Annotated in this window: 18 protein-coding genes; 9 read left to right on the forward strand and 9 right to left on the reverse strand. The window is 70.2% G+C overall.

What is annotated here, in order from left to right; translation table 11 throughout:
• Positions 1 to 11 precede the first annotated feature (11 nt).
• From BLR21_RS30590 to BLR21_RS30610, 5 genes are read left to right on the forward strand one after another with little or no spacing between them, the layout of a single operon-like run.
• Positions 12 to 968 carry an AAA family ATPase gene (locus BLR21_RS30590; RefSeq protein ID WP_090011407.1) on the forward strand — a complete coding sequence of 319 codons (957 nt, stop codon included), beginning with the start codon at positions 12 to 14 and terminating at the stop codon, positions 966 to 968.
• On the forward strand, positions 965 to 2134 hold the full coding sequence (locus BLR21_RS30595) for a DUF58 domain-containing protein (protein ID WP_218131003.1): 1170 nt from the start codon (positions 965 to 967) through the stop codon (positions 2132 to 2134). The genes BLR21_RS30590 and BLR21_RS30595 overlap by 4 nt, the downstream gene beginning before the upstream one ends.
• Entirely contained in the window at positions 2131 to 4338 is a 2208-nt protein-coding gene (locus tag BLR21_RS30600) for a transglutaminase TgpA family protein (protein WP_090011409.1), read from the forward strand. The genes BLR21_RS30595 and BLR21_RS30600 overlap by 4 nt, the downstream gene beginning before the upstream one ends.
• Positions 4335 to 6905 carry a PKD domain-containing protein gene (locus BLR21_RS30605; RefSeq protein WP_143027924.1) on the forward strand — a complete coding sequence of 857 codons (2571 nt, stop codon included), beginning with the start codon at positions 4335 to 4337 and terminating at the stop codon, positions 6903 to 6905. Before BLR21_RS30600 ends, BLR21_RS30605 begins: the two co-directional genes overlap by 4 nt.
• A gap of 58 nt (positions 6906 to 6963) precedes the next feature.
• Positions 6964 to 7143 (forward strand): hypothetical protein, encoded by a 180-nt coding sequence (locus BLR21_RS30610; RefSeq protein ID WP_090011413.1) that lies wholly within the window; start codon positions 6964 to 6966, stop codon positions 7141 to 7143.
• 4 nt (positions 7144 to 7147) lie between these two features.
• Here the strand turns inward: BLR21_RS30610 and BLR21_RS30615 are convergent, their stop codons facing one another.
• Genes BLR21_RS30615 through BLR21_RS30625 form a run of 3 tightly spaced genes read right to left on the reverse strand, consistent with a single transcriptional unit; the run spans position 7148 to position 10039 of the window.
• Entirely contained in the window at positions 7148 to 8533 is a 1386-nt protein-coding gene (locus BLR21_RS30615; RefSeq protein WP_090011415.1) for a toll/interleukin-1 receptor domain-containing protein, read from the reverse strand.
• Between the two features lie 37 nt (positions 8534 to 8570).
• A complete protein-coding gene (locus BLR21_RS30620) occupies positions 8571 to 9548 on the reverse strand; it encodes an MFS transporter (protein ID WP_090011418.1) in 978 nt (325 codons plus the stop codon).
• Positions 9545 to 10039 carry a magnesium transporter CorA family protein gene (locus tag BLR21_RS30625; RefSeq protein WP_090011419.1) on the reverse strand — a complete coding sequence of 165 codons (495 nt, stop codon included), beginning with the start codon at positions 10037 to 10039 and terminating at the stop codon, positions 9545 to 9547. Before BLR21_RS30625 ends, BLR21_RS30620 begins: the two co-directional genes overlap by 4 nt.
• 319 nt (positions 10040 to 10358) lie before the next feature.
• Between BLR21_RS30625 and BLR21_RS30630 the strand changes: the two genes are divergently transcribed.
• Positions 10359 to 10601: a hypothetical protein gene (locus BLR21_RS30630; protein WP_143027925.1), complete on the forward strand. Its 243-nt coding sequence runs from the start codon at positions 10359 to 10361 to the stop codon at positions 10599 to 10601.
• Complete coding sequence (locus tag BLR21_RS30635; RefSeq protein WP_176929865.1) at positions 10595 to 12274, forward strand: HEXXH motif domain-containing protein; 1680 nt, start codon at positions 10595 to 10597, stop codon at positions 12272 to 12274. The genes BLR21_RS30630 and BLR21_RS30635 overlap by 7 nt, the downstream gene beginning before the upstream one ends.
• A gap of 4 nt (positions 12275 to 12278) precedes the next feature.
• On the opposite strand, the gene fxsT is transcribed toward BLR21_RS30635, so the two are convergent.
• The 3 genes from fxsT to BLR21_RS44070 are packed head-to-tail and all read right to left on the reverse strand — an operon-like array spanning position 12279 to position 19659.
• Positions 12279 to 16514 (reverse strand): FxSxx-COOH system tetratricopeptide repeat protein, encoded by a 4236-nt coding sequence (gene fxsT / locus BLR21_RS30640; RefSeq protein ID WP_090011424.1) that lies wholly within the window; start codon positions 16512 to 16514, stop codon positions 12279 to 12281.
• Complete coding sequence (locus BLR21_RS30645) at positions 16511 to 17545, reverse strand: AAA family ATPase (RefSeq protein WP_256335039.1); 1035 nt, start codon at positions 17543 to 17545, stop codon at positions 16511 to 16513. Before BLR21_RS30645 ends, fxsT begins: the two co-directional genes overlap by 4 nt.
• Entirely contained in the window at positions 17542 to 19659 is a 2118-nt protein-coding gene (locus BLR21_RS44070; RefSeq protein WP_256335040.1) for a VMAP-C domain-containing protein, read from the reverse strand. The genes BLR21_RS30645 and BLR21_RS44070 overlap by 4 nt, the downstream gene beginning before the upstream one ends.
• 153 nt (positions 19660 to 19812) lie before the next feature.
• On the opposite strand from BLR21_RS44070, the gene BLR21_RS30650 reads away from it, so the two are divergent.
• Both BLR21_RS30650 and BLR21_RS30655 read left to right on the forward strand, forming a co-directional pair.
• On the forward strand, positions 19813 to 20439 hold the full coding sequence (locus tag BLR21_RS30650) for a Crp/Fnr family transcriptional regulator (protein ID WP_176929866.1): 627 nt from the start codon (positions 19813 to 19815) through the stop codon (positions 20437 to 20439).
• 82 nt (positions 20440 to 20521) lie between these two features.
• On the forward strand, positions 20522 to 20845 hold the full coding sequence (locus BLR21_RS30655; RefSeq protein ID WP_143027926.1) for a hypothetical protein: 324 nt from the start codon (positions 20522 to 20524) through the stop codon (positions 20843 to 20845).
• 216 nt (positions 20846 to 21061) lie between these two features.
• On the opposite strand, the gene BLR21_RS30660 is transcribed toward BLR21_RS30655, so the two are convergent.
• Genes BLR21_RS30660 through BLR21_RS30670 form a run of 3 tightly spaced genes read right to left on the reverse strand, consistent with a single transcriptional unit; the run spans position 21062 to position 23744 of the window.
• A complete protein-coding gene (locus tag BLR21_RS30660) occupies positions 21062 to 22087 on the reverse strand; it encodes an NAD(P)-dependent alcohol dehydrogenase (protein WP_090011431.1) in 1026 nt (341 codons plus the stop codon).
• A complete protein-coding gene (locus tag BLR21_RS30665) occupies positions 22084 to 22734 on the reverse strand; it encodes an iron-sulfur cluster assembly protein (protein WP_218131004.1) in 651 nt (216 codons plus the stop codon). Before BLR21_RS30665 ends, BLR21_RS30660 begins: the two co-directional genes overlap by 4 nt.
• Entirely contained in the window at positions 22731 to 23744 is a 1014-nt protein-coding gene (locus tag BLR21_RS30670; protein ID WP_090011433.1) for an amidohydrolase family protein, read from the reverse strand. Before BLR21_RS30670 ends, BLR21_RS30665 begins: the two co-directional genes overlap by 4 nt.
• Between the last annotated feature and the right edge of the window lie 41 nt (positions 23745 to 23785).

A 23785-nucleotide genomic window follows, 5' to 3' on the forward strand; every position in this document is an offset into this window, starting at 1 on the left:
GGGGCGTCGAAGTGTCCGATGCGGCGATTTTCCAGCGCAGGTTCGAGGCGCTGGCCGCGAACGTCGAGGACTTCATCCGGGGCAAGCCCGAGGTGGTCAGGCTGGCACTCGTGTGCCTGCTCGCCGAGGGACACCTGCTGATCGAGGACGTACCGGGCGTGGCGAAGACCTCGCTCGCCAAGGCGATCGCGCGGTCGATCGCGGGCGCGGAGGTGAAGCGGATCCAGTTCACCCCCGACCTGCTCCCGTCCGACGTGACCGGCGTGCAGGTCTACGACCAGGGCCGCTCGCGCTTCGAGTTCCGCCAGGGCCCGGTCTTCACCCACATCCTGCTGGGCGACGAGATCAACCGAGCCTCCCCCAAGACCCAGTCGGCACTGCTGGAGGTCATGGCCGAGGGCCAGGTGACCGTCGACGGCCGCCCGATCCCCGTGCCCTACCCGTTCCTGTGCATCGCCACCCAGAACCCGGTCGAGCACCAGGGCACCTACGCCCTGCCGGAAGCGCAGCTGGACAGGTTCATGATGCGCATCAGCATCGGCTACCCCGAGAACCTGGCCGACGAGATCAGCATCCTGTCCTACGGCGTCACCCGCCGCCGCCCGGACGAGCTCAAGTCCGTGATGGAACTCGACGACCTCCGCCTGATGATCCGAGCCGTCCGCGAACAGCGCGTGGCCGACGACCTCCGCGAGTACGTCGCCCGCCTGGTCCGCGCCACCCGAGTCCACCCGGACGTCGAACTGGGCGTGAGCCCGCGCGGCGGCATCGCCATGATCACCGCCGCCCAGGCCTACGCGCTGGCCGCCGGCCGTCCGTACGTGACGGCGGACGACGTGAAGGCCGTGGCCGTGCCCGTGCTGAACCACCGCCTGCTGCTCACCCCGGAAGCCCGTATCCAGCAACGCACCCCGCAGTCGGTGCTCGGGGACGTCCTGGCGACCGCGCCGGTGCCGGCGGGCCGATGAGCGCCACTTCCCGGCTCAGCAGAATCGGGCTGACCTCGACCGGGGCCTGGATGGCGATCGCCGCCGTGTGCCTGGTCGGCGCCGGCACGTGGGCGAATTACCCGGAACTGGTGACGCTCGGTCTCGCCGCGGCGGGCGCCCTGCTGGTCGCCGCCCTCTGGCTGGTGGCAACACCCCGGCTGACGGCCGTTCGGGAGGTGCGGCCGAGGCGCGTGTTCGAGGGCAGCGCCGCCCAGGGCACGCTGACCGTGACGAACGTGGGCAAGCGTGGGAGCCCGCCGTTGGTGATCACCGAGACGCTCGGGGAGAACCGCGCGACCGTCACGGTGCCCCCGCTGGCCGCCGGCCACGACTGCACGGTCAGCTACCCGCTTCCGGTCGGGCGGCGCGGACGCTATGTGATCCCACCTGTGCGGCTCGGGCACTCCGATCCGATGCGCCTGCTGCAGCGCGGCCGCGCGGCCGGGGGCGAACTCGTCGTGCACGTCTACCCGCGCGTGCACCTGCTGGCCATGAACACGCTCGGCGGAGCGCAGGACGCCGAAGGCCACACGACCAGCAACGCTCCGCTGGGCGGGGCGGCGTTCCACAGCCTGCGGGAGTACGTGCCGGGCGACGACTGGCGGCGCATCCACTGGGGCGCGACGGCGAGAACCGGCACCGTCATGGCGCGCCACGTGGTGGTGCCCGACGAGCCGCGCCAGCTGATCGTGCTGGACACCAGTTCCGCGCCGTATCCCGGAACGCTCTTCGAGGACGCGGTCCGCGTCGCCGCGTCGTTCTGCGTCGCCGCCGAGGGATCGAGCCTGCCACTGCTCCTGCGCACCACCGGCGGGGCGGAGCGGGAGTCGAGCGGTACCGCGCTGGAGCTGCTGTCCACCGTGCGGCGGGATAGCACCGATCGGGGACTCGCCGCGCTGTCCGATCTGGTGCGGGACGTGGTCACCGATACCCAGGGCGTCGCCCTCGTCGTCGTCACCGGTCGCGTGGACGCCGAGGCGGCCCAGCTGCTGATGTCGTTACGTCCCCGATTCCTCTCGGTCAGCCTGGCCCAGCTCGTCTCGCCGGACGCCGCGGTGCCGGCCAGGCCGCGCGGTGTGCTCGCGGTCGCCGCGGCGAACAGCGACCAGTTCGCCACGAACTGGAACCGGCTGGTGCTGCGATGAACTGGCAGAGGTTCACGCCGGGCAGCACGGCCGAGGTAGCGCTCGCCTTGGTGGCCGCCGCGGCGGGAACGCTCGTGTACCAAGGGTTCTTCGCCACCGCCGGCTACCTCCCGGTGCTCGCGCTCGCGTGCCTCGTCGGCGCGCTGACCGCCGCTGCAGGCCACCGGCGCATGTGGGCGACGGCGGTGCTGGGCTCCCTGGGACTGGCCCTCGTCATGGTCTACGGAGTGTTCGGCGGCGCAGCCTCCGCCGTCTTCAGCGGAACGCGCGGCAGCTGGAACCGCCTGCTCACCGTGACCGCCCCCGCCGACACCTGGCCCGAACTGCTGGCGGCGCCGGCGCTGCTGACGTGGGCGGCGGCGTTCTCATCGGTCCTGCTCGTCCTGCGGACTCGGCACCCGCTGGCACCGCTCGCCCCACCGCTGGCCGGCTTTCTGTTCGCTCTCCTGGCCGTCGGCAACCAGGCAGGCGGCCACCTGACCGCCACTGTCGTGTTCCTGCTCGCCGCTCTGCTCCTGGTCGCGGTCCGCACGCACCGAGGGAGCGCGGTGCGCGCCGCACGCCCGTCCGGCAGGCCGGTCATCGCCCTCGTTCTCGTGGCCGCGATGGTCGCCGCCAGTGCGTTGTCCGGTGTGGTGGGCGGGCAGGTGCTGCCCTTCGCGTCCGGCGATCGCCGCTTCGACCCGCGCGACGTGCTCGCCCCACCGGTCCTCGGCACCGACACGCTGACCCCGCTGGCAGAGCTGAAGAAACAGCTCAACGAGACCCCGCCGCGACCGTTGTTCGTCGTGCGAACGGACGCCGCGACCGCCGGGAAGGTCGACAGGGTCCGCACCGCCGCCCTCGACCGGTTCGACGGCACCACCTGGACCGCGGACGACACCTACCGCGTGGCCGGGAGCCACCTCACCGTCGACCCCGACATGACGAAACGCAGACAGGTGAAGATGCGGGTCGAGCTGCAGGAGCTCGCCGGTCCGTACCTGCCCGTCGTCGGCTGGCCGTCCCGGTTGGACGTGCGCGCCGGAACCGGTGGGAGGTTCGGGTTCGACCCGGACTCGGGCGTGGTCGTGCGAACCGGTTCGATCACGCCGGGATTGCAGTACGACCTCACGGCCGAGACCAATCAGGGGCACATCGAATGGGGACGGTTCACGCCGACGGCGAACCACTCGGCTCCACTTCCCGACGGCATTCCCGATTCGCTGCGCTCGCTGGCGACAAAAGGTCACGAACTCCACGCGCACGCCCGTAGCGACTGGCTGCTCTTCCTCGAGACTGAACTGAGGAGGTTGCTCTACCGGCTGGATCGGCCGCCGGGGCATTCGTACGCGGCCATCAACCGTGCGCTCATGGGTGGAGCCGGCGGGTACGCGGAGCAGTACGCCGCCGCGTTCGCGGTGGTCGCCAGGATGTGGGGATTCCAGGTCAGGATCGCGGTCGGCTACCGCCTGCGGTACCCCAAGGACGGCGCCTTCCACGTCACCACCGCCGACGCCCACGCCTGGGCCGAGGTGCACTTCACCGGACTCGGCTGGGTCAGGTACGACCCGACCGGTAGCAGCACCGCGAGCACGCCGCAGCCGCAGGAGCCACCCCGCGTGGTCCCGCCGCAAGCCGCCCCACCGACCGGAACTCCAGAGCCCGCGCCACAGGCGGAGGCGGAGGCCACCATCGCGCCGGAGGCGTGGGCGCTGCGCTGGAGCGACGTCCTGAACGGCACCCTGGTCCTGGTGCCGGCAGCGGTTCTGATCCTGCTGCTCGCCGGCGCGCTGGTGGCGCTCGGCAAAGCCGGCCGCCGCCGACGGAGGCGCCGCGGCGCGGACGACGCGGCGCGGATTCTCGGAGCATGGCACGAACAGCTCGACCGGCTGGCCGAACGCGGCGTCTCGCCACCGGTCTCGCTCACGTTCCACGAGGTGGCTCAGCACGTGCGAGGCAGTCGGGGCGACGTGGCGAACCCGATCGCCGCGACCGCTCAACTGGCGACCACGGCGATCTACGCACCGGAACTCCTCGGCCGGCCGGAATCGGACCAGGCCTGGGAACACGAGGCGCGGCTGAACGCAGGGCTCCACCCGCGACGCCTGTCCGCCGCACGGGTTCGTGCGGCGGTCGACCCGCGTCCACTGTGGACCTCGTGGAGCGTCGCACGGCGCAGGCGACGGGCAGGCGAAAGTCTGGAAATGGGGCGATACCGATGAAACCGAGACACGTCCGAATCCTGCTCGCCGTCGTCGCCGCGCTCACCGGCGCAATTGTGGTGGGAGGTCCTGGGTACGAGACCTCCCAGGCGCGGATGTACTCCGGGGCGGTGTGGCTGGCGTCCGAACGAGTCGGCCAGGCGACGCTAGTGGACGGCGCCTCCGCCGAGGTGAAGGCCCAAGTGGCGGTCGGTGATCCGAGCACGGCGCTGAACGTCACCCAGCAGGGCGACGCCGCCCTGGTCCTGAACGAGAAGACCGGTGCGCTGCGCCGAGTCGACAGTGCCACTGAGGAGGTCTCGCCGCCGGTGTCCGTTCTGCCCGCGAGCGACGGACTGGTCGTACTGCTCTCGCCGGACGCGCCGCGGGTGATCGACGTACACAGTGGAATGACCACGGCGGTCGATCCCGTGACACTGGCGCCGACCGGCGAACCCGAACACCTGGCCGACAGGATCAGGCCGGGCAGCGGCGTCGTCGACGGCGAAGGCCGGGTGTGGGCGATCGACGACGAGACCGGCGACGTGGTCTGGCTGAGCAAGGGCAAGCGGCGAGTGCGTGCCGCCGCCACCGGCAACGGCCGTCTCGCGATCACCAGGGGCCTGCCCGTGCTGGTGGACCCCGAGCACGGCACGGTCCAGCTGATCCACCCCGAGAGCGGGGGCGTCAGCCGATCACTGCGACCGGAACTCCGTCCCGACGACGACGTGATCGTCAGCGGCTCCCCCGGCATCGCCAGGGTGCTGATCGTGGTTCCTTCTCGCGGTGAACTGATCACGTGCGCCTTCGACGCCGGTTCCTGCGCCGCGCCCGTGAAAGTCGCTGCCGCGGGTGCCGACCTCGGCGCCCTGGTCGAGGCCGACAACTACGCGGTGGTGCCCGACCACTCGACCGGGCAGGTGACGATCGTCGATCTCGGCACGTCACGCGTGGTGGCCCAGCGCAGGCTGTTCGACCAGCCGATCCCGTTCGAGCTGGTCACCCGCGACGACATCGTCTTCTTCAACGACCCGGAGGGCAACAAGGCAGGCGTGCTCGACCTGTGGGGCGACGTGCGCACGATCACCAAGTACGCCGACGACCCCGCCACGCCCGCCCTCTCGCTGGTGCCCGAGAGCAAGCCGTCGGACGACGTGCAGCAGACCGGTCGGCAGAGGCCGGACGCCGGTCTGGGGCTGCCCGGCCTGACCGGCGATCCCAGCCAGAGAATTCCAGGCCCCGCGGCGTCCATCCTGGTCAAGCCCGGCAATCGCGGTGCGGTCGGCGACGAGTTCGAGCTGAGCTTCGTGCTGCGACCCGCCGTCGACGCCACAGTCCGGTGGTCGTTCGGCGACGGAGCCGACGCGTCCGGCTTGTCGGTCCGGCACAGGTGGACCGAGCCGGGCACCTTCACCGTCCGCGCGACCGCCACCTTCAGCACGGGCAAGCGTGCCGAGGCGGAGACGAGGGTGGTCGTGGACCCCCCGGATGCCCCACCGGCCATCACCGCGCTCGACATCCGGCGGCCGAAACCGGTGATCGGCGAGTCGGTGCGCTTCAGCGCCGACACCACCCGCGATCCGGACCGGTGGGAGTGGACCGTCACCAGGTCCGGCCGGTCGGAACCCGAAGTGACCGCGCGGACGGCCGAGTTCGCCCACGCGTTCGCCGCAGCAGGCCGCTACGTCGTCACGCTCACCATCACCAAGGGATCCCGGACCGCGCAGTCTTCGCGGCAGTTCAGCGTGGGGCGGGGTGCCGTCAAGGGCTGGGGTGACGAAGACAAAACCCTCCAGTCCGACATTCCGGAGGAGGCGGAGAGCGGTGTGATCGCGATCGACGCGGGAGAGAACCACAGCGTGGCGTTGAAAGCGGACGGCCGCGTGATCGCCTGGGGCGACGACACACACGGCCAGTTGAAGGTGCCCTCGCAAGCGTTGAGCGGCGTGATTGCGATTTCCGCCGGGGCGGCTCACAGTCTGGCGCTCAAGGCCGACGGCTCCGTCATCCAATGGGGCAGGAAGGACAACGGAGAGCGGGACGTACCGGACGAGGCACAGCACAGCGTCGTCGCCATCTCCGCCGGGCAGTCGGAGAGCATGGCGTTGAAGAACGACGGCCGCGTGATCGTGTGGGGTGGCGCCCAGATGCAACCGGTGCCCGAGGCGGTGACCAACGGTGTGGTCGGGATCGAGGTCGGGAACCAGAAATTCACAGCGTGGAAGGCGGACGGCTCCATCATCGTCTGGCCCTTCGGCGAGGACGCGGGCGGCCGGCTGGACGGTGGAGTACGAGCAGCCGGCTGGTCGGACTCCGTCACTCTGGCGTTGGGAGAAAACGGCTCGGTCACCAGTTGGGGCTTCCCCATGACCTCCCTCTACTTCGTGCCTGAGGCAGCCAAGAGCGGCGTCGTCGCGCTGAACTGGGGTCGACAGCACGTCCTGGCGCTTAAAGAGGACGCCACCATGCTCGGCTGGGGCCTCGGATACGACTTCAAGCCCCCGCCGCCGCCCGAGTACAACCGCGGGGTGATGGCAGTCGCGGCGGGCGAGGGGTTCACCCTGGTCCTGCTGGACGGGATCGACTGACCGATGCGACCGCGGCCGTTTGCTGGTGGGGCCCTGCTAACACGCGGACCAGGTGCGCATGCGCACCGGTACGGTCTGGCTCGCGTCCGGTCAGACCGGTGAGGTGACGCTGGTGAACGGTGCCGCCGCCGAGACGGTGGCCCGGGTGCCCGTCGCCACTCCGGCACGGACGTGGTCGACGTCCACAGTGGAATGGCGGTTGCGTACGGCCTGGCGGCGGTGGAGTGATCCGCGCTGAGCGGTTACAAGTAGCGGGCGCGGGTGGCCTGGCGCAGCTCCCGCCAGGCCGCGGCCACGTTGTCGTGCTCTCCTCCGAACGCCCCGGCGCGCAGCAGTGCCGAGTCGGCGTCCAGCCGCGCGACGTTGCGCTGGTAGATGACCGAGTCGTCGTGGTCGAGGCGCACCGCGAACTCACCCAGCGACGAGAACGGCGCGTCGTGCAGTTCCAGCAGGCTGCGCAGGAACTCGTAGTCGGCGAACGCCCAGTCGAACGCGCTGCCGTCCACGACGTTGAAGAAGACCCGGCTCAGGACGTGCCGCAGTTGCACACTCAGCGCCTGGTGAGGAGCGGCTCCTCCCCACGTGGGGAGCGCTGCCGCATGCCGGGGGTCGACCACGTTGCGCAGCGCCAGTTCCCGCAGCACCGGCGTCGTGCGGCCGTCTGCATAGGTGGCCGAGGTGCGGCACAGCAGGCGGTGCAGGAGATCCTCCCTGCCCGCCGCCACGGCGGCGACGCCGATCACGCAGGTCAACAGCAACGCCGGGTACGCGGAGGCGTTGACCCACACATCCTGCGCTCCGTGGTGCCGCGGCCTCGGGCGGAGGAAGCGTTCGACCAGACTGGTCCACACCTCGTCGTGACGCCGGTCGCCGGAGCGCACACCGATGGCGACCAGGCGCAGTAGCGGCGCCAGGTCGTGCTCGTAGCCGGTGAGCCGCTTCTCCAGGTCGGCGGGCAGGTCGCTGTCGTCCAGGTGGCCGGTGACGGGGTACCGCGACTCCGTCAGCAGTTCGAGCGCCGCCGACGCCGCAGCCTGGACGCGTTCGTACACCGACTGGCCCAGCGGCTCGGACAGGGCCTGGCGGAACTCGGTGATCGGGCTGCGCAGTTCGCCCTCGGCCGGGCGGCCGGGGCGTGGGCCGGACGACGAGCGCGGTGCGACGAGTTCCGGCACCAGTTCGACCAGTTCGTCGACCAGGCGGGGCAGGTCCAGGTCGTCGCTGCGGTGGTGGATGCGCAGGTACTGGCAGCGGGCCACGCGCTGCAGCGCGTCGGGCAGGTCGGCCTCGCGCAGCGGGTCGATGCCGTCCATCAGGACCGGGATGACGCGCAGGCCGCAGTCGAAGGCCTCGAGGATCTCGCGGCGCACCCAGTCGTCGGGCTTGTCGAGGCGGCGGACGCCCTCGCGGTCGACGGCGTGCACCCAGCGGGGGCCGATGAGGGCCAGCAGGACCTCGCACCGGCGCAGGCCGCTCAGGATCTCGCGGGAGAAGTCCTCGCCGAGGCGGATCGACTGGCTCGCGTAGAAGACCTGGTCGCCTCCGAAGCGCGCGCTCAACTCCCGCTTGACCAGGGCAGCCGCCCATTCACCGTCACCGGTGCGGTAGTTGACGAACACGCCAGGCATCGCCCAAACCCTCTCACGTGAGGCTGTGACGAGGAGATTACTGACCGCCTCCAAAGCGGTTTGCCACCCGGCGCTCTTCGCGGGCCTGCTCTACGCGTTCCTCCAGGGCCGCGAACCACTCACGGCCCTGGGTGCCGCAGTGGTCGCGGATCTCGTGTTTGAGGTCGGCGGTGTTGGCGTTCAACGTGCGGACCATGCCCAGTCCCTCGTCCACGTGGGTCCGCAGCTCGCCCTGGGAGCGGTCCAGGTGGGCCGCGGCGGCCCTCATCTCGGCGCGGGCCCGTCTGCTCACGGTCAACTGGTAAGGCGCGCGCCGGGCGTGGCGGACCAGGCTCGCCATCGTGCGCAGCGAGGTCTGGGCGGAGTGGTAGGCGAGGTGGGCGGTGTCGGCGCACTGGTACGACTCGCGGTGGAACACGCGCAGGGAGTGGAACTCCACTTCGGGCCGCTCCGAGCGTTGGAGTTTCTCCACGCGTGCGCGCACTTGCTGGGCCTGGCGGCGCACGCGGTCATTCTGGGTGCGGACGCGCCGCAACGCCTGGTCGGCCTCGGCGGCCGCCGCCCGCACCTCCTCGACGGTGACCCTGCGGGCGCGGCGGTCCCAGAGCCTCATCGCGACCAGGACGGCGACTCCGGTCAGTGCCGCGGCGAAGAGCGGTGTGCCGGCGTCGATGACGTGGTCGCCGGGGAGGGAAGGCTTCTTCCGCAGGAACACGAAGGCGTTCACAGCAGCCAGCAGCACCAGGCCGCGCAGCAGGAACCCCGGCCAGCGGCGCACCAGTGGGGAGCGGCGCAGCCGGCCGTGGCGGTTCAGCGCGAACCGGACGACCAGCGCGGCCAGCGGCACCGACACGGCCGAGCCCCAGAGCCACTCCTGCAGGTGAACCGCGTGTTCGGGCAGGCCGTCGACGACGATGCGTGCCGCGACCGCCGGTGACACCAGCACGATCGCCAGCGGCATTCCGAGGAACAGGGCGAGGAACGCGAACGCGCAGCCGCGCCGGTTGCCACTCACCGGGTGCGGCGCGGCTTGCGGCGGGCGGGTGCGAGCGCGGCGGCGCCGGATCCGTTGAGCACCTTGTCGATGACGTCCGCGACGCCTCCGGTGAGTTCGGAGTGGTGCTGCACGAGCATGGTGGTGAAGTGCCGGGTCAGGTCGATGTAGGCGCGGCGCTCCGCCAGCTCCAGTCCCGGCTTGACGGTCGCGCGCTGCATGTTGACCATGCATTCCCGCAACGCCGCCGCGCTCTGGCCGGCCCTGCCCAGCTCCTTCTGCATGCCGCGCAACGTGGCGGTGGACTCCCGGCGGCGCTGGTCCAGCACCGCGAGCCTGAGCTCCTTGTCCTCCACGGCCTTCGCCTCGCCGAGGCGGCGAATCTCGGTGGCCAGGGCGTACGACTCGGCGACGCACCGGCCGGCGTCGCCCAGCGGGCTCAGCTGCTCGGCGACACGTGACAGCGCCTCGGTGAAGCCGACGTGGCGACCCTCGACAGTGACCAGACCCATGGATCTCTCATCCCACCGCCCGCGCGGAGCGTTACACCCCCGGAAAGCACCTGGCCCGCAACGGGTTCGGCGGACATGACACCGCTATTCCGCTGTGCCGGGAATCCGTGTCCATGAATTGTCCATTTTGGCCTCCTACAAGGATTTCCGCTGGTCATGAGATCCTGAAGTGACCGAACATCACTCATCGTGCCGAAATTCCCGGTGGTGGCGCAGATGGAGCAGCACCCATGTACGCGAAAGGATCTCCCATACACCAGGCCGATTGGGCATGATGCAAGTGACATCGGTGTCACGGTCGGTAGTCGGGAGGGAACCCGTGGAAGAGGCTCCAGAGGTGAACTGCGCGCTCGTCGACCTGACAGGCATCTGCCTCGACGAACTACGGCACACGACCGACGGGTCGGTGGCCGCGTCGGTCCGCGCGGTGCTGCTCGACGTCGCTGATCCGGACGCCCGGGCGGCGCGGATGAACGACTCCGGCGGCAACAACGACTGCGTCGGGAGTCGGGTGCCCGAGCGCCGGGGCAAGCGGAAGCCGGTACCGCTGATCACGTGCTGACCCCGCACCGGCTGCCGCCCCGGTTCGTCGACCAGCTCGCCAGGGGCGGTGGTGACGACGCGGTCCTGACGTTGCTGAGCGACGGTCAGTTCAGCGCCCGGCTGGTCGCCCTGCGCGCTCTGCTGGACGAGGTCTCGGGCCGGTCGCTCCTGCTCGAGGTCGGCGAAGCGTGGGATCTGCTCGTCGAGGCACAGCGGAAGTCTCCTGGCCTCGTGCGGGAAACCCTGTTGCTGCCCCAGGTCGGCGTGTGGCTCACCGATGTGCTGAGAAGCCTGCGCGGGACCATCGAGTCCGCGGCGCCGCTGTGGGTGGACGTCGGCCACCTGAGGTGCGTGGCCGTGGTCGCGGCCCACCTGAGCGATCTCGACTTCTCCCTCGACGTCCCGGTGAGCCGGGGGGTGATCTCGCTGCCCTCACTGGGTGTCGCGACCTTTCCGGAGGTGCGCACGTGGGCCGTCGCACGAGCGGAGCGCCGCGCGGGCGTGCTGTCCCTTTCCCTCGGAGCCCGCACGATTCGCGTCCCTGACGACGAGGACTGGCTGCCCGTGCGGCGGATCGGCGCCGGTGGCTTCACTCCCCTGCTGGACGACGTCGAGCCGCACCGCGACTACCGCGCCGCGTCAGGACTGCACCGGTTGACCGACGCCGAGGTCGGGCACTGGGAACAACGGCTGCGGGCAGCGTGGCCGTTGCTGCGTGCCGAACACGCGGAGGCGCTGCGCGAACTGGTGAGCACGATGGTGCCGGTGCCGCCGAGGAACGGCGGCACTCCCTACAGCGGCTCGTCCGCGGACGCGTACGGGGCGGTGCTGATGTCGGTACCGCCCGACTCCTTCGCGTTCGCCGAAACGCTCACCCACGAGGTGCAGCACACGAAACTCGCCGCGCTCACGACCATCGAACCCCTTTGCACCGTGGGCGGAAGCGCGTACTGCTACGCCCCGTGGCGCGACGACCCGCGACCGGTGAGCGGGCTTTTCCAAGGGGTGTACGCCTTTCTCGGCGTGACCGACTTCTGGCGGGCGCACCGGGAGACGGACCCGTCGGAGCGAGCCGACTTCGAGTTCGCCTACTGGTGCGGGCAGACCCTGCACGCGGCCCGGTTTCTGCGCGGCTGCCGCGAGCTGACCGCGCTCGGGCGCCGTTTCGCCACGATCGTGGCGGCGAGACTGGCGTCGTGGAGCCGGATCCGGGTCGGCGCCACCGCCGCTCACACCGCGCGCGTCGCCGCCCGGGACCACCGCGCCACCTGGCTGGCCCGGCACCTGACACCGGAGCCCGCCGCCGTGGAGAGGCTCGCGGAGGACTGGCTGGCGGGGCGGCCACGCGGAGAGCTGCCGGTCTCGGCACTGACGCCCAGGCCGGCGTCCCCGTTGCCGCGCATGGAGTTGCGGCGCCTGCTGCCGCGAACACCGTCCGGCTTCACCGGTGCGACGGCCGCCGATCTCCGGCACCTGGCGGGCGACCAGGACGCCGCCGCGCGCCTCTACGCCGCCGACATCGCCGCGAATCCGGACGACGTGTCCGCGTGGATCGGCCTCGGGCTCGCCGATCCGTCGGCGCGGGCCCTGCTGCGCGTGCCCGCCGTGGTCATGGCGGTGCACGCCGAGATCCTCCGCCGTACCGGCGAGTTCCCCGACCCACGCGTGCTCGCCGCGTGGGTCGGGAGGTGATCGCTCAGCCCGTCGGCAGTGCTTCCAGGTCGCAGTCCGCGCGGGTGCTGCTGGCGGCCGCGACGGTCGCCGGGTGGTTCTTGCCGAGTGCGCGGCGGAACCTGCTGATCACGTCGATCTGGAGCGACTCGGCGTCCGCGGTGCGGCCCAGTCCGCGGAGGTCCAGGACGATGTTGGCGAGACACGCCAGCGTCGACGGGTGGTCTTCACCCAGCGCCCGCTGGGAGCGTTCGAGCACCCTCTGGTTGAGCGCGTAGGACTTCTCGAAGTCGCCGGACGCCGCGTGGTCGCTCGCCCTGTTCGTGGCGCAGACGAGCGTGAACGGGTGGTCGTAGCCCAGCGCGTCCTGCATCGTGACGAACGCGTCCTCGTTGAGCTCGGACGCCCTTTCGAGCTCTCCCATGAGCCTCAGGGTGACCGCGAGGTTCGTCTTGGCCGCCAGCACGTACGGGTGGCACTGGCCGAGCGTCTCCGCGTACCCCGCGAGCACCTGCTCGCCGAGTGCCCTCGACTCGGTCAGCGCACCGGCCTGCCGCAGGTCCACCGCGAGGTTCAGCGACGCGGCCAGCGAACCGGGGTAGGTCTCGCCGTACCGCTTCACGTACCTGAGCACCGCTTCCTCCGAGAGGCGCAGCCCACCGGGGTGATCACCCGCCTTGCGCCGCGCGACGGCGAGGTTCTTGATGGCCCTCAACGTGTCCGGGTGGTCGTCGCCGAAGAGCCTGCGGTGTTTCGCCACCGCGGTCTCGAGCATGTCCCTGGCCTGGACGTACTCACCGCACTCACGGATGTCCAGGCACAGGTTGTTGAGCATCGACAGCGTGAACCGGTGCTCGTCACCGAGGATGCGGGCGCGGTGCTCCCAGGTCGCCTGGTCGATGTCACGGGCCTCGGCGAACCGCCCGACGAGCCGCAGCGCGATCCCGAGGTTGTCCGCCGCGGCAAGAGAAAGACCGTCCTCCTCGCCGTAGACCGCCTTCGCGGTGCGGTACGCGCCATCGCTGAGCTGCCAGGCCTTGGTGAACTCACCCAGTGCGCGCACGTCCTGAGCGACCATGTTGGCGAGCACGAGGGTGTTCTCGGACTCCTCACCGAGGTTCTCCCGCGCCACCGCGTACGCGCGCTCGTCGACGGCGAGCGCTTCGGTGTAGCGGCCGAGCGCGCGCAGGCAGACGCCGACCTGTTTCGCCGTCGACAACGTGTCCGGCTTCTCCTCGCCGAACCGCTCACTCCAGTACGCGAGCAGTTCGCGTCCGTAGTCCAGACCGCCCTGGTCGTCGCCCCACGCGGCGAGGAACACGGCACTGTGCAGGGCGGTGCGCCGGACCCACGGGTCGTCGCATTCCTGCATCTTCGACGCACGCACGTGCGGCAGGAGTTCGATGTACTTGGCCCAGTTGTTCTGGGTGGCGGGACCACGTGGGTCGTCCGTGGCGAGCAGCACGTGGGCGGCATGGCGCATCTGCGCGCGTTCCTGCGGTGTCATGCGGTCGAACAACGCGCCCTGCACCAGCCTGTGCAGCAGGATCGTGCCCTTGCTCTGGTCGATCTGCGCCAGGCTGTACCTGTTGATCTGCCGCATCGCCTTGCCGAGCAGCAACGGGTCGCGCAGCGCCTCGCCGAGCTCGTCCGGCACCGGGATTCCCTGCAGCTCGATGAAGAGGCTGCGGCTGATCGGCTCGGGAGCGAAGAACGCGCACACCTGCAGCAGCTGCAGGGCCGCCGGGTTCTCCACGCTCAGGCGGTCGAACGACACGTTCCACGCGGCGGCGACCGGCACGTGGTAGTCCACGGGCAGTCCGGCTTCGAGCAGTTCCGCGCGTTTGCGCGCGAAGAGCGAGAGGTACTCGCCGGCGTTCATGCCGGTCTCCCGCAGCCAGGACGCCGCCTGTTCGATCGCGAGGGGCAGGTCGCCGAGCACGTCGGCGACCTGTTCCGCGTCGGAGTCGGTCAAACCCTGGTTGCGCCGTTGCAGGAGCTGTTTGCTCTCGGATCGGCTGAAGAGGTCGACCTCGACCGTCTGCGCGACGCTCGACCAATGCGTGTTCCGTGAAGTCACCAGGATGTGTCCTGATCCGCCGGTGGGGAAAAAAGGTCGGACGTCCTCGGGTTTGTCCGCGTTGTCGAACACCAGCAACCAGCGCCGATAGGGATGTCCGCGGCGCAATGATTCCCGTACCGCCGCAATGACGGAGTTGACCGCGCCGGTGTTGGGGATTCCGAGCTGTGCGGCCAGCTCCACGAAAACCGAACGGATGTGCGTCGGGTCTTCCGAGGGAATCCACCAGACGACGTCGTAGTCGTCCGCGTGCAGATACGCGTACTCGACCGCGACCTGCGATTTCCCGATGCCGCCGAGGCCGTAGAGCGCTTCGGGGAGCACCGCGGTCGGGTTCGTGTCACCCGAGGTCAAACGGGTGTTCAGGGCCGCCAGCATGGCGGTTCGGCCGGTGAAGTTGAAGTTGCGCGGAGGGACGGACCACGCGCGTGGCGCGTCACCCTGATGACTCAGGATCGTGGACGAGGCCTCATCTCGTACCGTCACTGTCCCTCCTGGGTCAGCTGCATTGATTGGCAATATTTGTGAGGGAGATTCCTCTTCGGCGGGAGCAGACACGCGCGCGATTGAATCAGCGGACTCGGTCTCCGGTTCGACCCGGTCGGCCGTGAGATCCGTGATCATCGCCCTGATACGATTAGACCGTTTGGCGTACGGCCCGCTCATCGCACGAAAGATCACCTGTTGCAGGCGCAGATGAGGGAGACTTTCCGGAGTCGCGTCCGAAATGGCGGAGTCCGGATCGTCGAGTGCTTCCTTGAGGTCACGAGTCGCCTCGCTTTTCGGGAGCAGGTCGGCCACCGTGCGCAGAACGCGGGCCGTGTCGGCGCGTGAGCAGGTGGAGAGCAGTTCCTGGCGCAGTCCGTCCCGGAACTCGTAGGTGCCGGGCGAAGAGGTGCCCTCGTCGCGTTCGATGAGGCCGCCGAGCAGCACCTCGGCCAGGTGCGAGAGGTTCGTGCCGGGCAGCACAGTCTGGCGCACGGCGCTCATCACCGGCAGCTTCAGCGGGACCGGGGTGGCGGCGAGCAGGCCCGCGAGGGCGAACGCCGGCGGGGAGGCGATGGTGCGGAAGCGGCTCACCCGGTCGGCCGGGCTCAGGTGCGGCAACGGGTCGACCTCGAACGTGCTCTCCTTGGCACTCGGGTCGGCGAACAACGTGGTGAGGCGGACGGCGGGGCCGTCGCCGGTGACCAGCCGGGTCCAGTGGCCCAGCCAGTCCGGGCGCAGTTCCAGGACGGGCACGGGCACGGCGGTGTCCGGTGGGCGTTCGTCGGAGGGGTCGGCGAGCCGGTAGCGGATGCGGGCGTTCGGCGCGCCCGCATCCGGCATCCGCAGCTGCACCCTCGTCGTCACGAGGCCGGTCCAGCTCCACAGTTCGTGCGGGAGCAGGTGCACCACGGACACGTGGATCGAACGGCCCCAGTAGCCGATGACGCGGTCCGCCGCGCCGGTGTGCCACGCCCTGCCCACGCCGTCCGTCACCACGAGCACGAGGCGGCCCCCGGACGGGTCGAGCAGTTCCGCCGGACCACGGGAGGGGCCGTTCGGGGCGCCGACGCGCACCAGCAGGTCGCCGGCGCTCTCCTGGTCGAAGTCGACGAAGTAGAGGCGGACCGTGCGGAACGCGCCCTGTGTCTCCAGCACCGCGCGGAAGTCCGCGATCTCGCGCTGCCAGATCTCCAGCGACGCCGTGTCCACGACGAGCGCGATCTCGAACGGCCGGGTGAGCGCGGGGAGGAAGGCGGGCAGCCACACGCCGGTCTCGGCGACGCGGAGCGCGGTGGTCTCCTCGTCGAACTCCACCTCGTGGCCCGAGGGCACGAGTCGCGCCAGCGGTCGCAGTGCCCGGGAGATCGCGCGGGTGTGCGGCAGGTTCTCGGTGACCGGTCGTGCGGCGCCCGGTTCGTGCCGCGGCGGCGTGCCGAGGACAAACCGCGGCAGAACGTCCTTTGTGGACTTCACCACCTCGGGGGGAACGTGCGGAGGTGTGGTGGACCGGAGAGCCGGTGGGACGTCCTCGGGAGGCGGAAGTGCCATCGGCAGAACGACGTGCTGTCGCTTCGGCGTGGCCGGCACCTCCGCCGGTCCCGCCACCTCCCTGCTCGCGTTCCACACCTGGCTCGCGAGCCACAGTGCGTCCGCCAGCTCTCTCGCGGTGAGGTCGCGCTCCGCGGCGCTCATTCGAACCCCGTCGTGGAAAGCCGGTGCCACAGGGCGTCGCGCAGGCGTTCCCACGCGATCCGGTCCGCGGTGAGCCCGCTCGACGACGCGAGCTGGATAGTGTTCAGCAGCTGGTCGATCGCGAGCCCGCCCTCGGACTCGCTGCGGCGCAGGAACTTCCGGATCAGTTCGGCCGAACCGCCCGACGCGTCGCGGAAGTGCGCCGCGACCATGCTCGCGAGCTGTTCCTCGTTCGGCGGCTGCATCTCCAGCTGCAGCGTCCTGCGCAGGAACGCCGGAGGGAACTCGCGTTCCCGGTTGCTGGTGAACACGATGAACGGGAAGGCGCGGCACACCACCCGGCCCTCGGTGATCTCCGCGCTGCCACCGGGGTCCGCGGTGTGCACGACGACCTTCGGCGTCCGGCGTGCGACGCGGGCGAGCTCGCGGATCAGGAACTCACCGTCCTCCAGCACCGCGAGCAGGTCGTGCGGCAGCGAGAGGTCGGCCTTGTCCACCTCGTCCACCACCAGGACCCGCGGCAGCTCGTACGGCAGCAGCGCCGTTCCCAACGGTCCTAAGTGGATGAAGTCGCCGATGTCCGTCGGCTCGTCGAGCACACCGCTCGCCCTGGCACTGGAAGCGTGCACGCGACCGATCGCGTCGTACTCGTACAGGCCGTCCTGCCGGAGCTTGGTGCTCGACGTCACCGGCCACGTCAGGACCGGTCCCAGCGAGAGCTCCCTGGCCACCCGGAACGCGAGCGACGTCTTGCCGGTGCCGGGCCCGCCGGTGACGAGCAACGGCCTGCGCAGCAGCAGGGCGGCGTTGACCATGTCGATCTCGTGCCGGTCCGCCGGGTAGGACGTGTCGGCGCCGGGCGCGCCGATCCGCCGACTGTTCTCGTGCTCCCCGCCGACCGGCAGGGGCAGCGCGGGACCGCCCTGGAACACCCGCCACGGCGGCGGTTCCGGCAGGTCGGTGCGCAGGTCGACCTCGGCACGCGGTTGCCCGGTGCCGGTGTAGATGTGCCAGTCCTCGGTCCGCGTCAAGGCGCGACCACCTCCTGCGGCAGGGGTTCCACCTGCCGGGCCGGGTCGTCCCACAGGACGCTGATGTGGCTGCCGGGGTGCGCGTCGCAGTCGTCGGCGTACTGGGCCTGGCCGCGCAGCTTCTTCACGTTCTCCAGCAGCTTGCCGAGCCCGCCGTCCGCCAGCAGGTCGTCGACGGCGGCGCGGAACGCCTTGCCGGCGCAGTCCTCCCGGTGCCAGATCACCACGGGCACGCCCGTCTTGAGCGCGATCGCCACCTCCATCCTGCCGACGCTGTCGCGGGCGGACGGCGGGTCGGCGAGCACGAGCAGCACGACGTTCTCGGCGAGTGCGAGCTTGGCACCGAGTTTCTGCAGGTGTCTCGGGCCGTCGAGCCGGCTGCGGTGCACCGCGTCGTCGATGGGACTGTCCCCTGCCTGGAGATGGCTCTGCAGGTGTGCCCATCGCCGCTTCCACCGGCGGTGTTTCGCCTTCTCCCTGCTCCGTTCCAGTGATCGCAGGGACACCAGGTAGTCGACCCCGATCGGTGTCGCCACCTCGTCGGAGAACGAGATCCACTGGTCGACGGGCAGGTTGAGCAGGTCCTTCGGCAGGATCATCTCGATCGAGACGCTGCTCGCGTTCTCCGCCCAGCCCTCGATCCGGCCGACCAGCTCGCCCACCCGCACCCGCAGCTCGGCGAGGCTGCCGGTGTAGTCGCGGCCGCGCTGCGGGGTCCACGTCGCCGAGTTCACCTGGCACCACTCGGAGAGCAGGTAGCGGCCGGGTTCGACGCCGTGCGGCTGCAGCCGCAGCACCAGGGACGCCTCGGCGGGCGCGACCGTCTCCGTGGTCTCCACCGAGATCGACCCGCGCAACGCGAGCAGGTCCGCGTGCAGGCCCATGGCCCGTGCCTGGTCCTCGGAGAACTGCCAGAGACGCTGGGAGAGCACGTCTCCCGCGTGCAGTGCCAGGTGTTCGAGCAACGCGAGCGCGGGTGGGACGCCGTCGGGCCGTGCGTTCATCCGCTCCAGCCGGTTCAGCACGTCGACGGTGTCGTGCCGGCCGGGCGGCAGGGGCGCGGCCTGGCTGCCCGCCGCGACCCGGTAGCACTCGGCGAGCTGCGGGAAGTCGGTGTCGCGTAACAGTTCGGTGATCGTGCGGCGGTCCTGGTCACCGAAGAGCTCCAGCGTCGCCATGTCCTCGACGAGGCGACTGATCCGGTGCAGTTCCTGGGCTTCCGGCTGCAACTGCCGCAGGGCCCGCAGCAACGTGCGCACGGCTCCCGGCCGGCGTCCGCAGGCGAGCACGATCGCGAAGACGTGCAGCCGGGCGTCGTCGAACTCGGCGACCCGCAGCCGTGGTTCGAGCGGGTCCAGCGCGCTGTTGACCAGCTGGAGGCACAACCTCCGGCCCTCGACCCGTCCCATCAACGGCATCCTGGCGATCAGCTCGGCCAGGACGCCGAGCGACTCACCGCCGCCGGCCACCGCCCCGTCGTCGATCTCCGCGGATGCCACCGGGGCCGGCGCGGGCGCGGCCGTGGCGTGCATCGACTCGGCCGACAGCCGGATCCACGCCGACGTCCTGGTCTCCTTGACCGCGACCTCGATCTCCCGGTACGCGAGCGGTTCGGCCGCCGGGTCGTGCCACAGCACTTCCTCGTAGAACGCCCTCGACACGATCACCGCGAGCACCGCGGACGAGCCGGCCAGCGCGGACTTGAGGGGGTCGGCCTCCAGCAACCGGAACGTGAGGTTCACGCAGTCGCCGACCGCGCCCTTGGCGTTGAACGTGACCTCACCGAAGTGCAGCGCGATCCGCAACCGGATGCGCGCCTCCTGGGTGACCGTGGCGTTGTAGCGCAGCAGGTTCGCGATCAGCCGGCGGAGCAGGAACTCGGACAGCACCTGCTTGGGCACCTCGGGGGTGAACAGGAACATCGCGCCGTCACCGCGGTCCTCCTGGTGCCAGGAGCGCTCCTCGATGTTGCTTTCGCGCAGCGCGGCGTGCAGCGCGTCGTAGAGTCCGCCGTGGGCGACGAGCTTGTGGTGGTTGGTCCGGCTGGGGTCGCTGAACTTCTCCACGTCGACAGCCAGCACGGCCCGCGGCTCGGCGCGTGGTGTCTGTTCCACGGGTTCTCCCTACCGGCATGGGCGATGGTCCATTATCCGGAGTTGATCTGAATATTGGTGCATTCCGGCCTGATTTAGATCAATCGGGGCAGTCAGGGGCGTGCGGTTGCCGGAATCATGAGAAGCATGATGATCGACCGGTCTTTCTGGGGGATGCTCGACGAGGCCGATCGCACAGCGTTGCGGAACACCGCGACTCGTGTCGAATTTGCATCCGGTTCGGTGATCTGCCATCAGGGGGACCAGTCGCGCAACGTACTCGTGGTGTCGCGGGGCAGGGTCCGGGTGAGCCGGTTCACCGTCACCGGCGACGAGACGGTGCTCGCCGTCCGCGGCCCCGGCGAGATCATCGGCGAGCTCTCCGCCGTGGACGGCCGCCGTCGTTCCGCCACCCTGACCGCGGTGGACGCCGTCCATGGCCTGGTGATTTCCCCTCGTGCGCTCAAGTCGCTGTGCCACGCGCGGCCCGGCATCACGTGGGCGATGCTGCGCGTCGTGGCGTCCCGCCAGCGGGCCATGGCAGGCCAGCAGGACCTCCGCACCGGACCGTCGTTGCACCGCGTGGGCGCGATGCTGCTCGACCTCGCGCACCGGGAGGCGGACGACCTGATCGCGACGGTGCCCCTCACTCAGCGCGAGCTGGCCGGAATAGCAGGCATTTCCCGTGAAACGCTCGCCCGCACGTTGAAAGTCCTGCGCGAAGGCGGAATCGTCCTGACCCGGCGCAACGGCATAGAAATTCTTCGTGAGGACGAATTGCGCGCCCTCTGCGGGATCTGACGCTGTGTGGCATCTGACGCAGACATCCGCGACCCGTGCCGTTTTCCTGGAGCCACAGTTCGCCGAGCCCGCAGGAGCCGACATGAAGCGCCGTTCACTGCCCGACCCCGACTCGCGTACTCAGGTCCTGCGGGCGCGTCGTAAGCACACGGAGCAGGTCGTGCTCGCGATCGTCTTCACGGTCATCGAGCTGTGGGCGATCGTGGCCGTCATCGTCCTGCTGGAGGCCCGCGGCGTGCTGGCCGTCGCCGTCGCCCTGGTGCTGTCGGCGTCGCTGATCGCCCTCTGGGACACCTGGCGCACGTTGCTGATGTTCGGCCGGGCGTTGCGCTCCTGGCTGCCGGACGAGGTCCCCGCCGCGGGCGCCGAACCACCACGACGACCGTCGAACCTGGTGCGGCTCTAGGGTCTGTATCGAAGTCTGATCCGCGATAGCCGGGCCCGAGGCGGCCCCTGGCGGCACGGCCGGACGACCCACATACAACACCGGTATGCGCGCCGTCCGGCCGCACCACCAGGAACCACCTCAAGCGCGACTCTCATCGCACCAGACCTCGATACAGACCCTAGGTGCCCGGCGTGGCCCCGGCGAGGGGCGGGGCCACGCCACTCCAGGGTGGCGTCAGGGCGTGAGGATCGCCCTGCCGCGCACCCGTCCGTTGTCGAGGTCGTCGATCGCGTCCTGGAACCGGTCCAGCGGGTACTTCTGGGTGTGCAGCGTGACCTTGCCCTGTGCCGCCAGGACCATCAGCTCGCACAGGTCGTTGTAGGAGCCGACCAGGTTGCCGATCAGGTTGATCTCCGTGGAGATGATGTCGATCGTGGGCACGTCGATGTTCTCGCCGTAGCCGACGACGTGGTAGTCCCCAGCCCTGCGCAGCATCGCCACGCCGTCTCGGGTCGCGCCGCCCTCGCCGACGAAGTCGATCACCGTTTCGGCGCCGTTCCCGCCGGTGAGGTCCAGCACCGCCGCGACGTGCGAGCCGTCCGCGACGACGCCGTGGTCCGCGCCGATCGTCTCGGCGAGCTTCACCGCGTCCGGGTTGCGGTCGACGACGACGATCTCGGCCGCGGTCAGCGCCTTGAGCACCTGCACGCCGATGTGCCCGAGCCCGCCCGCGCCGATCACCACGCACCGGTCCCCCGGCCGCAGCCTGCGGGCCGCCTTGGCCGCCGCGTGGTACGCCGTGAGGCCCGCGTCGGCCAGCGCGGCCACGTCGGAGGGTTCCAGCGCGTCGTCGATCTTCACGACCGAACGCGCCGAGGTCTTCAGGTACTCCGCGTAGCCGCCGGCGGTGTCGATGCCGGGGAACTGCGAGGCGGTGCAGTGCACGTCGTCACCGCTGCGGCAGGCCCGGCACAGGCCGCACGTGATCAGCGGGTGCAGGATCACCTTGTCGCCCTCCACGACGTTCGTGACGGCCGCGCCGACCGCGTGCACCCAGCCGGCGTTCTCGTGGCCGATCGTGTACGGCAGCGTGACGCCGGACTTCTCGGCCCACTGCCCTTCGAGGATGTGCAGGTCCGTGCGGCACACGCCGGCGCCGCCGATGCGCACGACGACGTCGAACGGGCCGGTCACCTCCGGTTCGCCGACCTCGGTGAGCTCCAGCCGCTGGTGGTAGCCGACTACCTGGACGGCCCTCATGCCGTTTCCTCCATTGCGTAACGGGTGCGGAGCAGGCCACGGCAGAAGTGCGCGTTGCCCTCGATGGAAATGCCGACGGACCTCGCGAACCGCAGGCGCAGCGGCAGGTCGCCCGGTGGCAGCGGCACGCCGTGGTCGTCGACCAGGACCAGCGCGTCCGGCGCGGTGCCGAAGCCGAGCGCGGACCGCCTGCGCCGCAACGCCTCCGTCGCCTTCGACTCCGGAAGGTCTTGCAGCGTCAACGTCCTCAGCCGTTCCAGCGGCACGGTGCGCACGGCCCGTTCCATCGCCGCCGCGTGGGCCTTGCGCTGGAACGTCAGCCGCAGCTCTTCCAGGTCGCGGGACGCCTCCGCGCCGTAGGTGCCGACGAAGCCGGCGTCGGCGGCGACACCCCGGTTGATCATGTCCGAGTCGTGGTGGTCCTCCAGCACCACAAGCACGTGCGGGGCCAGATCGCGCAGCACGTCCTTCGCGTCCGATGCCATGAGGTACGCGAAGTTCGGCGAGCAGAACGCGGTCGGCAGTCGCAAATGGACGGTCAGCACGTCACCGTCCAGCACCACGGACCGGACGAACCCGAGTGTGGTGATCGGCTCGTCCAGCTCGGGGTCCATCACCTCGTCGAGCGCCTTCCAGGCCTGCATCATGCGACCGACACCGCCTCCTGCTCGACCGGTGCGACGTCGAGACCGGCGGGCACCGGGATGTCGTACATGCGGGCCGCGTTGAGGCCGAGGATCTTCTTCTTCTGCGCCACGGTGAGCGGCGCGTACTCGGTCATGTCGGCGGGGATCTGGAAGTCCACGAACCGCTCGATCAACCAGCGCGGCGTCCACAGGGCGTAGTCACTCGAGAACTGGATCCGGTCCTCGTTCAGCCAGTACAGCAGTTCGCCGATGATCTGCGCGAAGTAGCGCGGCCGGGTGTGCATGAACGGCATGGCGACCGCGAGACCCGCGTGCACGTTCGGTTCCTGCGTGGCGATCCAGCAGAAGTCCTCCAGGCGCGGCAGCCCGCAGTGCTCGATCACGAAGTTCAGCTCGGGGAAGTCCGTCGCCGCGTGGTCCACGTCCGCCACGTCGAACGCGTCGCGGTCGAGCGGCCGGATCGTCGGCCCCTTGTGGATGTGGATGTTGCGGATGCCCAGGTCCTGCGCGGTCTCCAGGTACCGGTAGCTCCACGGGTCGTCGAGCCGCCAGCCGCGCGAGTCGCCGTACCACTCGGCGGTGTAGAGCTTCACGCCCTTGAGCCCGAACCGTTCCGCGTCGCGCTTGAGCTCGTCGAGCCCCTGCTGCTCGCGGCGCGGGTCCCAGCAGTGGTTGTAGGTCAGCTTGTCCGGGTGCTTCGACGTGAGCGCGAACGCTTCCTCGGTCTGCCCGAAACCGTTGCGGTAGAAGGCACCCAGGTGCGCGGGCTGGAAGATCGCGTGGTCCACGTACCCGTCGTCGAACAGGTCCTTCATCAGGCGTTCGCCGCCCTGGTACAGGTACTCCTCGTACGACCAGACCTCCTCCTCCGGCGAGAGGTTGCGGTGGTAGTCGTAGAAGCAGTCGATGAACTGCTTGCCGTGGATGTTGCGCTGGTTCTCCGGGCGGGCGTCCCAGAGCGCGACGTGCGCGTCGACGATGAAGTAGTTCTCGCCGTCCTTCGAGTACATGGCCGCCTCCTGTGGTGGTTGGGACGACCGTAGGAAGATCG

Origin of the sequence: Lentzea albidocapillata subsp. violacea, assembly GCF_900100275.1 — a bacterium.
In the GTDB taxonomy this organism is placed as follows: domain Bacteria; phylum Actinomycetota; class Actinomycetes; order Mycobacteriales; family Pseudonocardiaceae; genus Lentzea; species Lentzea violacea.

Coding starts and splice junctions, on each gene's coding strand:
- BLR21_RS30660 (WP_090011431.1), bottom strand. CDS start 22,087: ATGAGGGCCGTCCAGGTAGTCGGCTACCACCAGCGGCTGGAGCTCACC.
- BLR21_RS30605 (WP_143027924.1), top strand. CDS start 4,335: ATGAAACCGAGACACGTCCGAATCCTGCTCGCCGTCGTCGCCGCGCTC.
- BLR21_RS30625 (WP_090011419.1), bottom strand. CDS start 10,039: ATGGGTCTGGTCACTGTCGAGGGTCGCCACGTCGGCTTCACCGAGGCG.
- BLR21_RS30615 (WP_090011415.1), bottom strand. CDS start 8,533: ATGCCTGGCGTGTTCGTCAACTACCGCACCGGTGACGGTGAATGGGCG.
- BLR21_RS30595 (WP_218131003.1), top strand. CDS start 965: ATGAGCGCCACTTCCCGGCTCAGCAGAATCGGGCTGACCTCGACCGGG.
- BLR21_RS30600 (WP_090011409.1), top strand. CDS start 2,131: ATGAACTGGCAGAGGTTCACGCCGGGCAGCACGGCCGAGGTAGCGCTC.
- fxsT (WP_090011424.1), bottom strand. CDS start 16,514: ATGAGCGCCGCGGAGCGCGACCTCACCGCGAGAGAGCTGGCGGACGCA.
- BLR21_RS30670 (WP_090011433.1), bottom strand. CDS start 23,744: ATGTACTCGAAGGACGGCGAGAACTACTTCATCGTCGACGCGCACGTC.
- BLR21_RS30655 (WP_143027926.1), top strand. CDS start 20,522: ATGAAGCGCCGTTCACTGCCCGACCCCGACTCGCGTACTCAGGTCCTG.
- BLR21_RS30665 (WP_218131004.1), bottom strand. CDS start 22,734: ATGATGCAGGCCTGGAAGGCGCTCGACGAGGTGATGGACCCCGAGCTG.
- BLR21_RS30610 (WP_090011413.1), top strand. CDS start 6,964: ATGCGCACCGGTACGGTCTGGCTCGCGTCCGGTCAGACCGGTGAGGTG.
- BLR21_RS30650 (WP_176929866.1), top strand. CDS start 19,813: ATGCTCGACGAGGCCGATCGCACAGCGTTGCGGAACACCGCGACTCGT.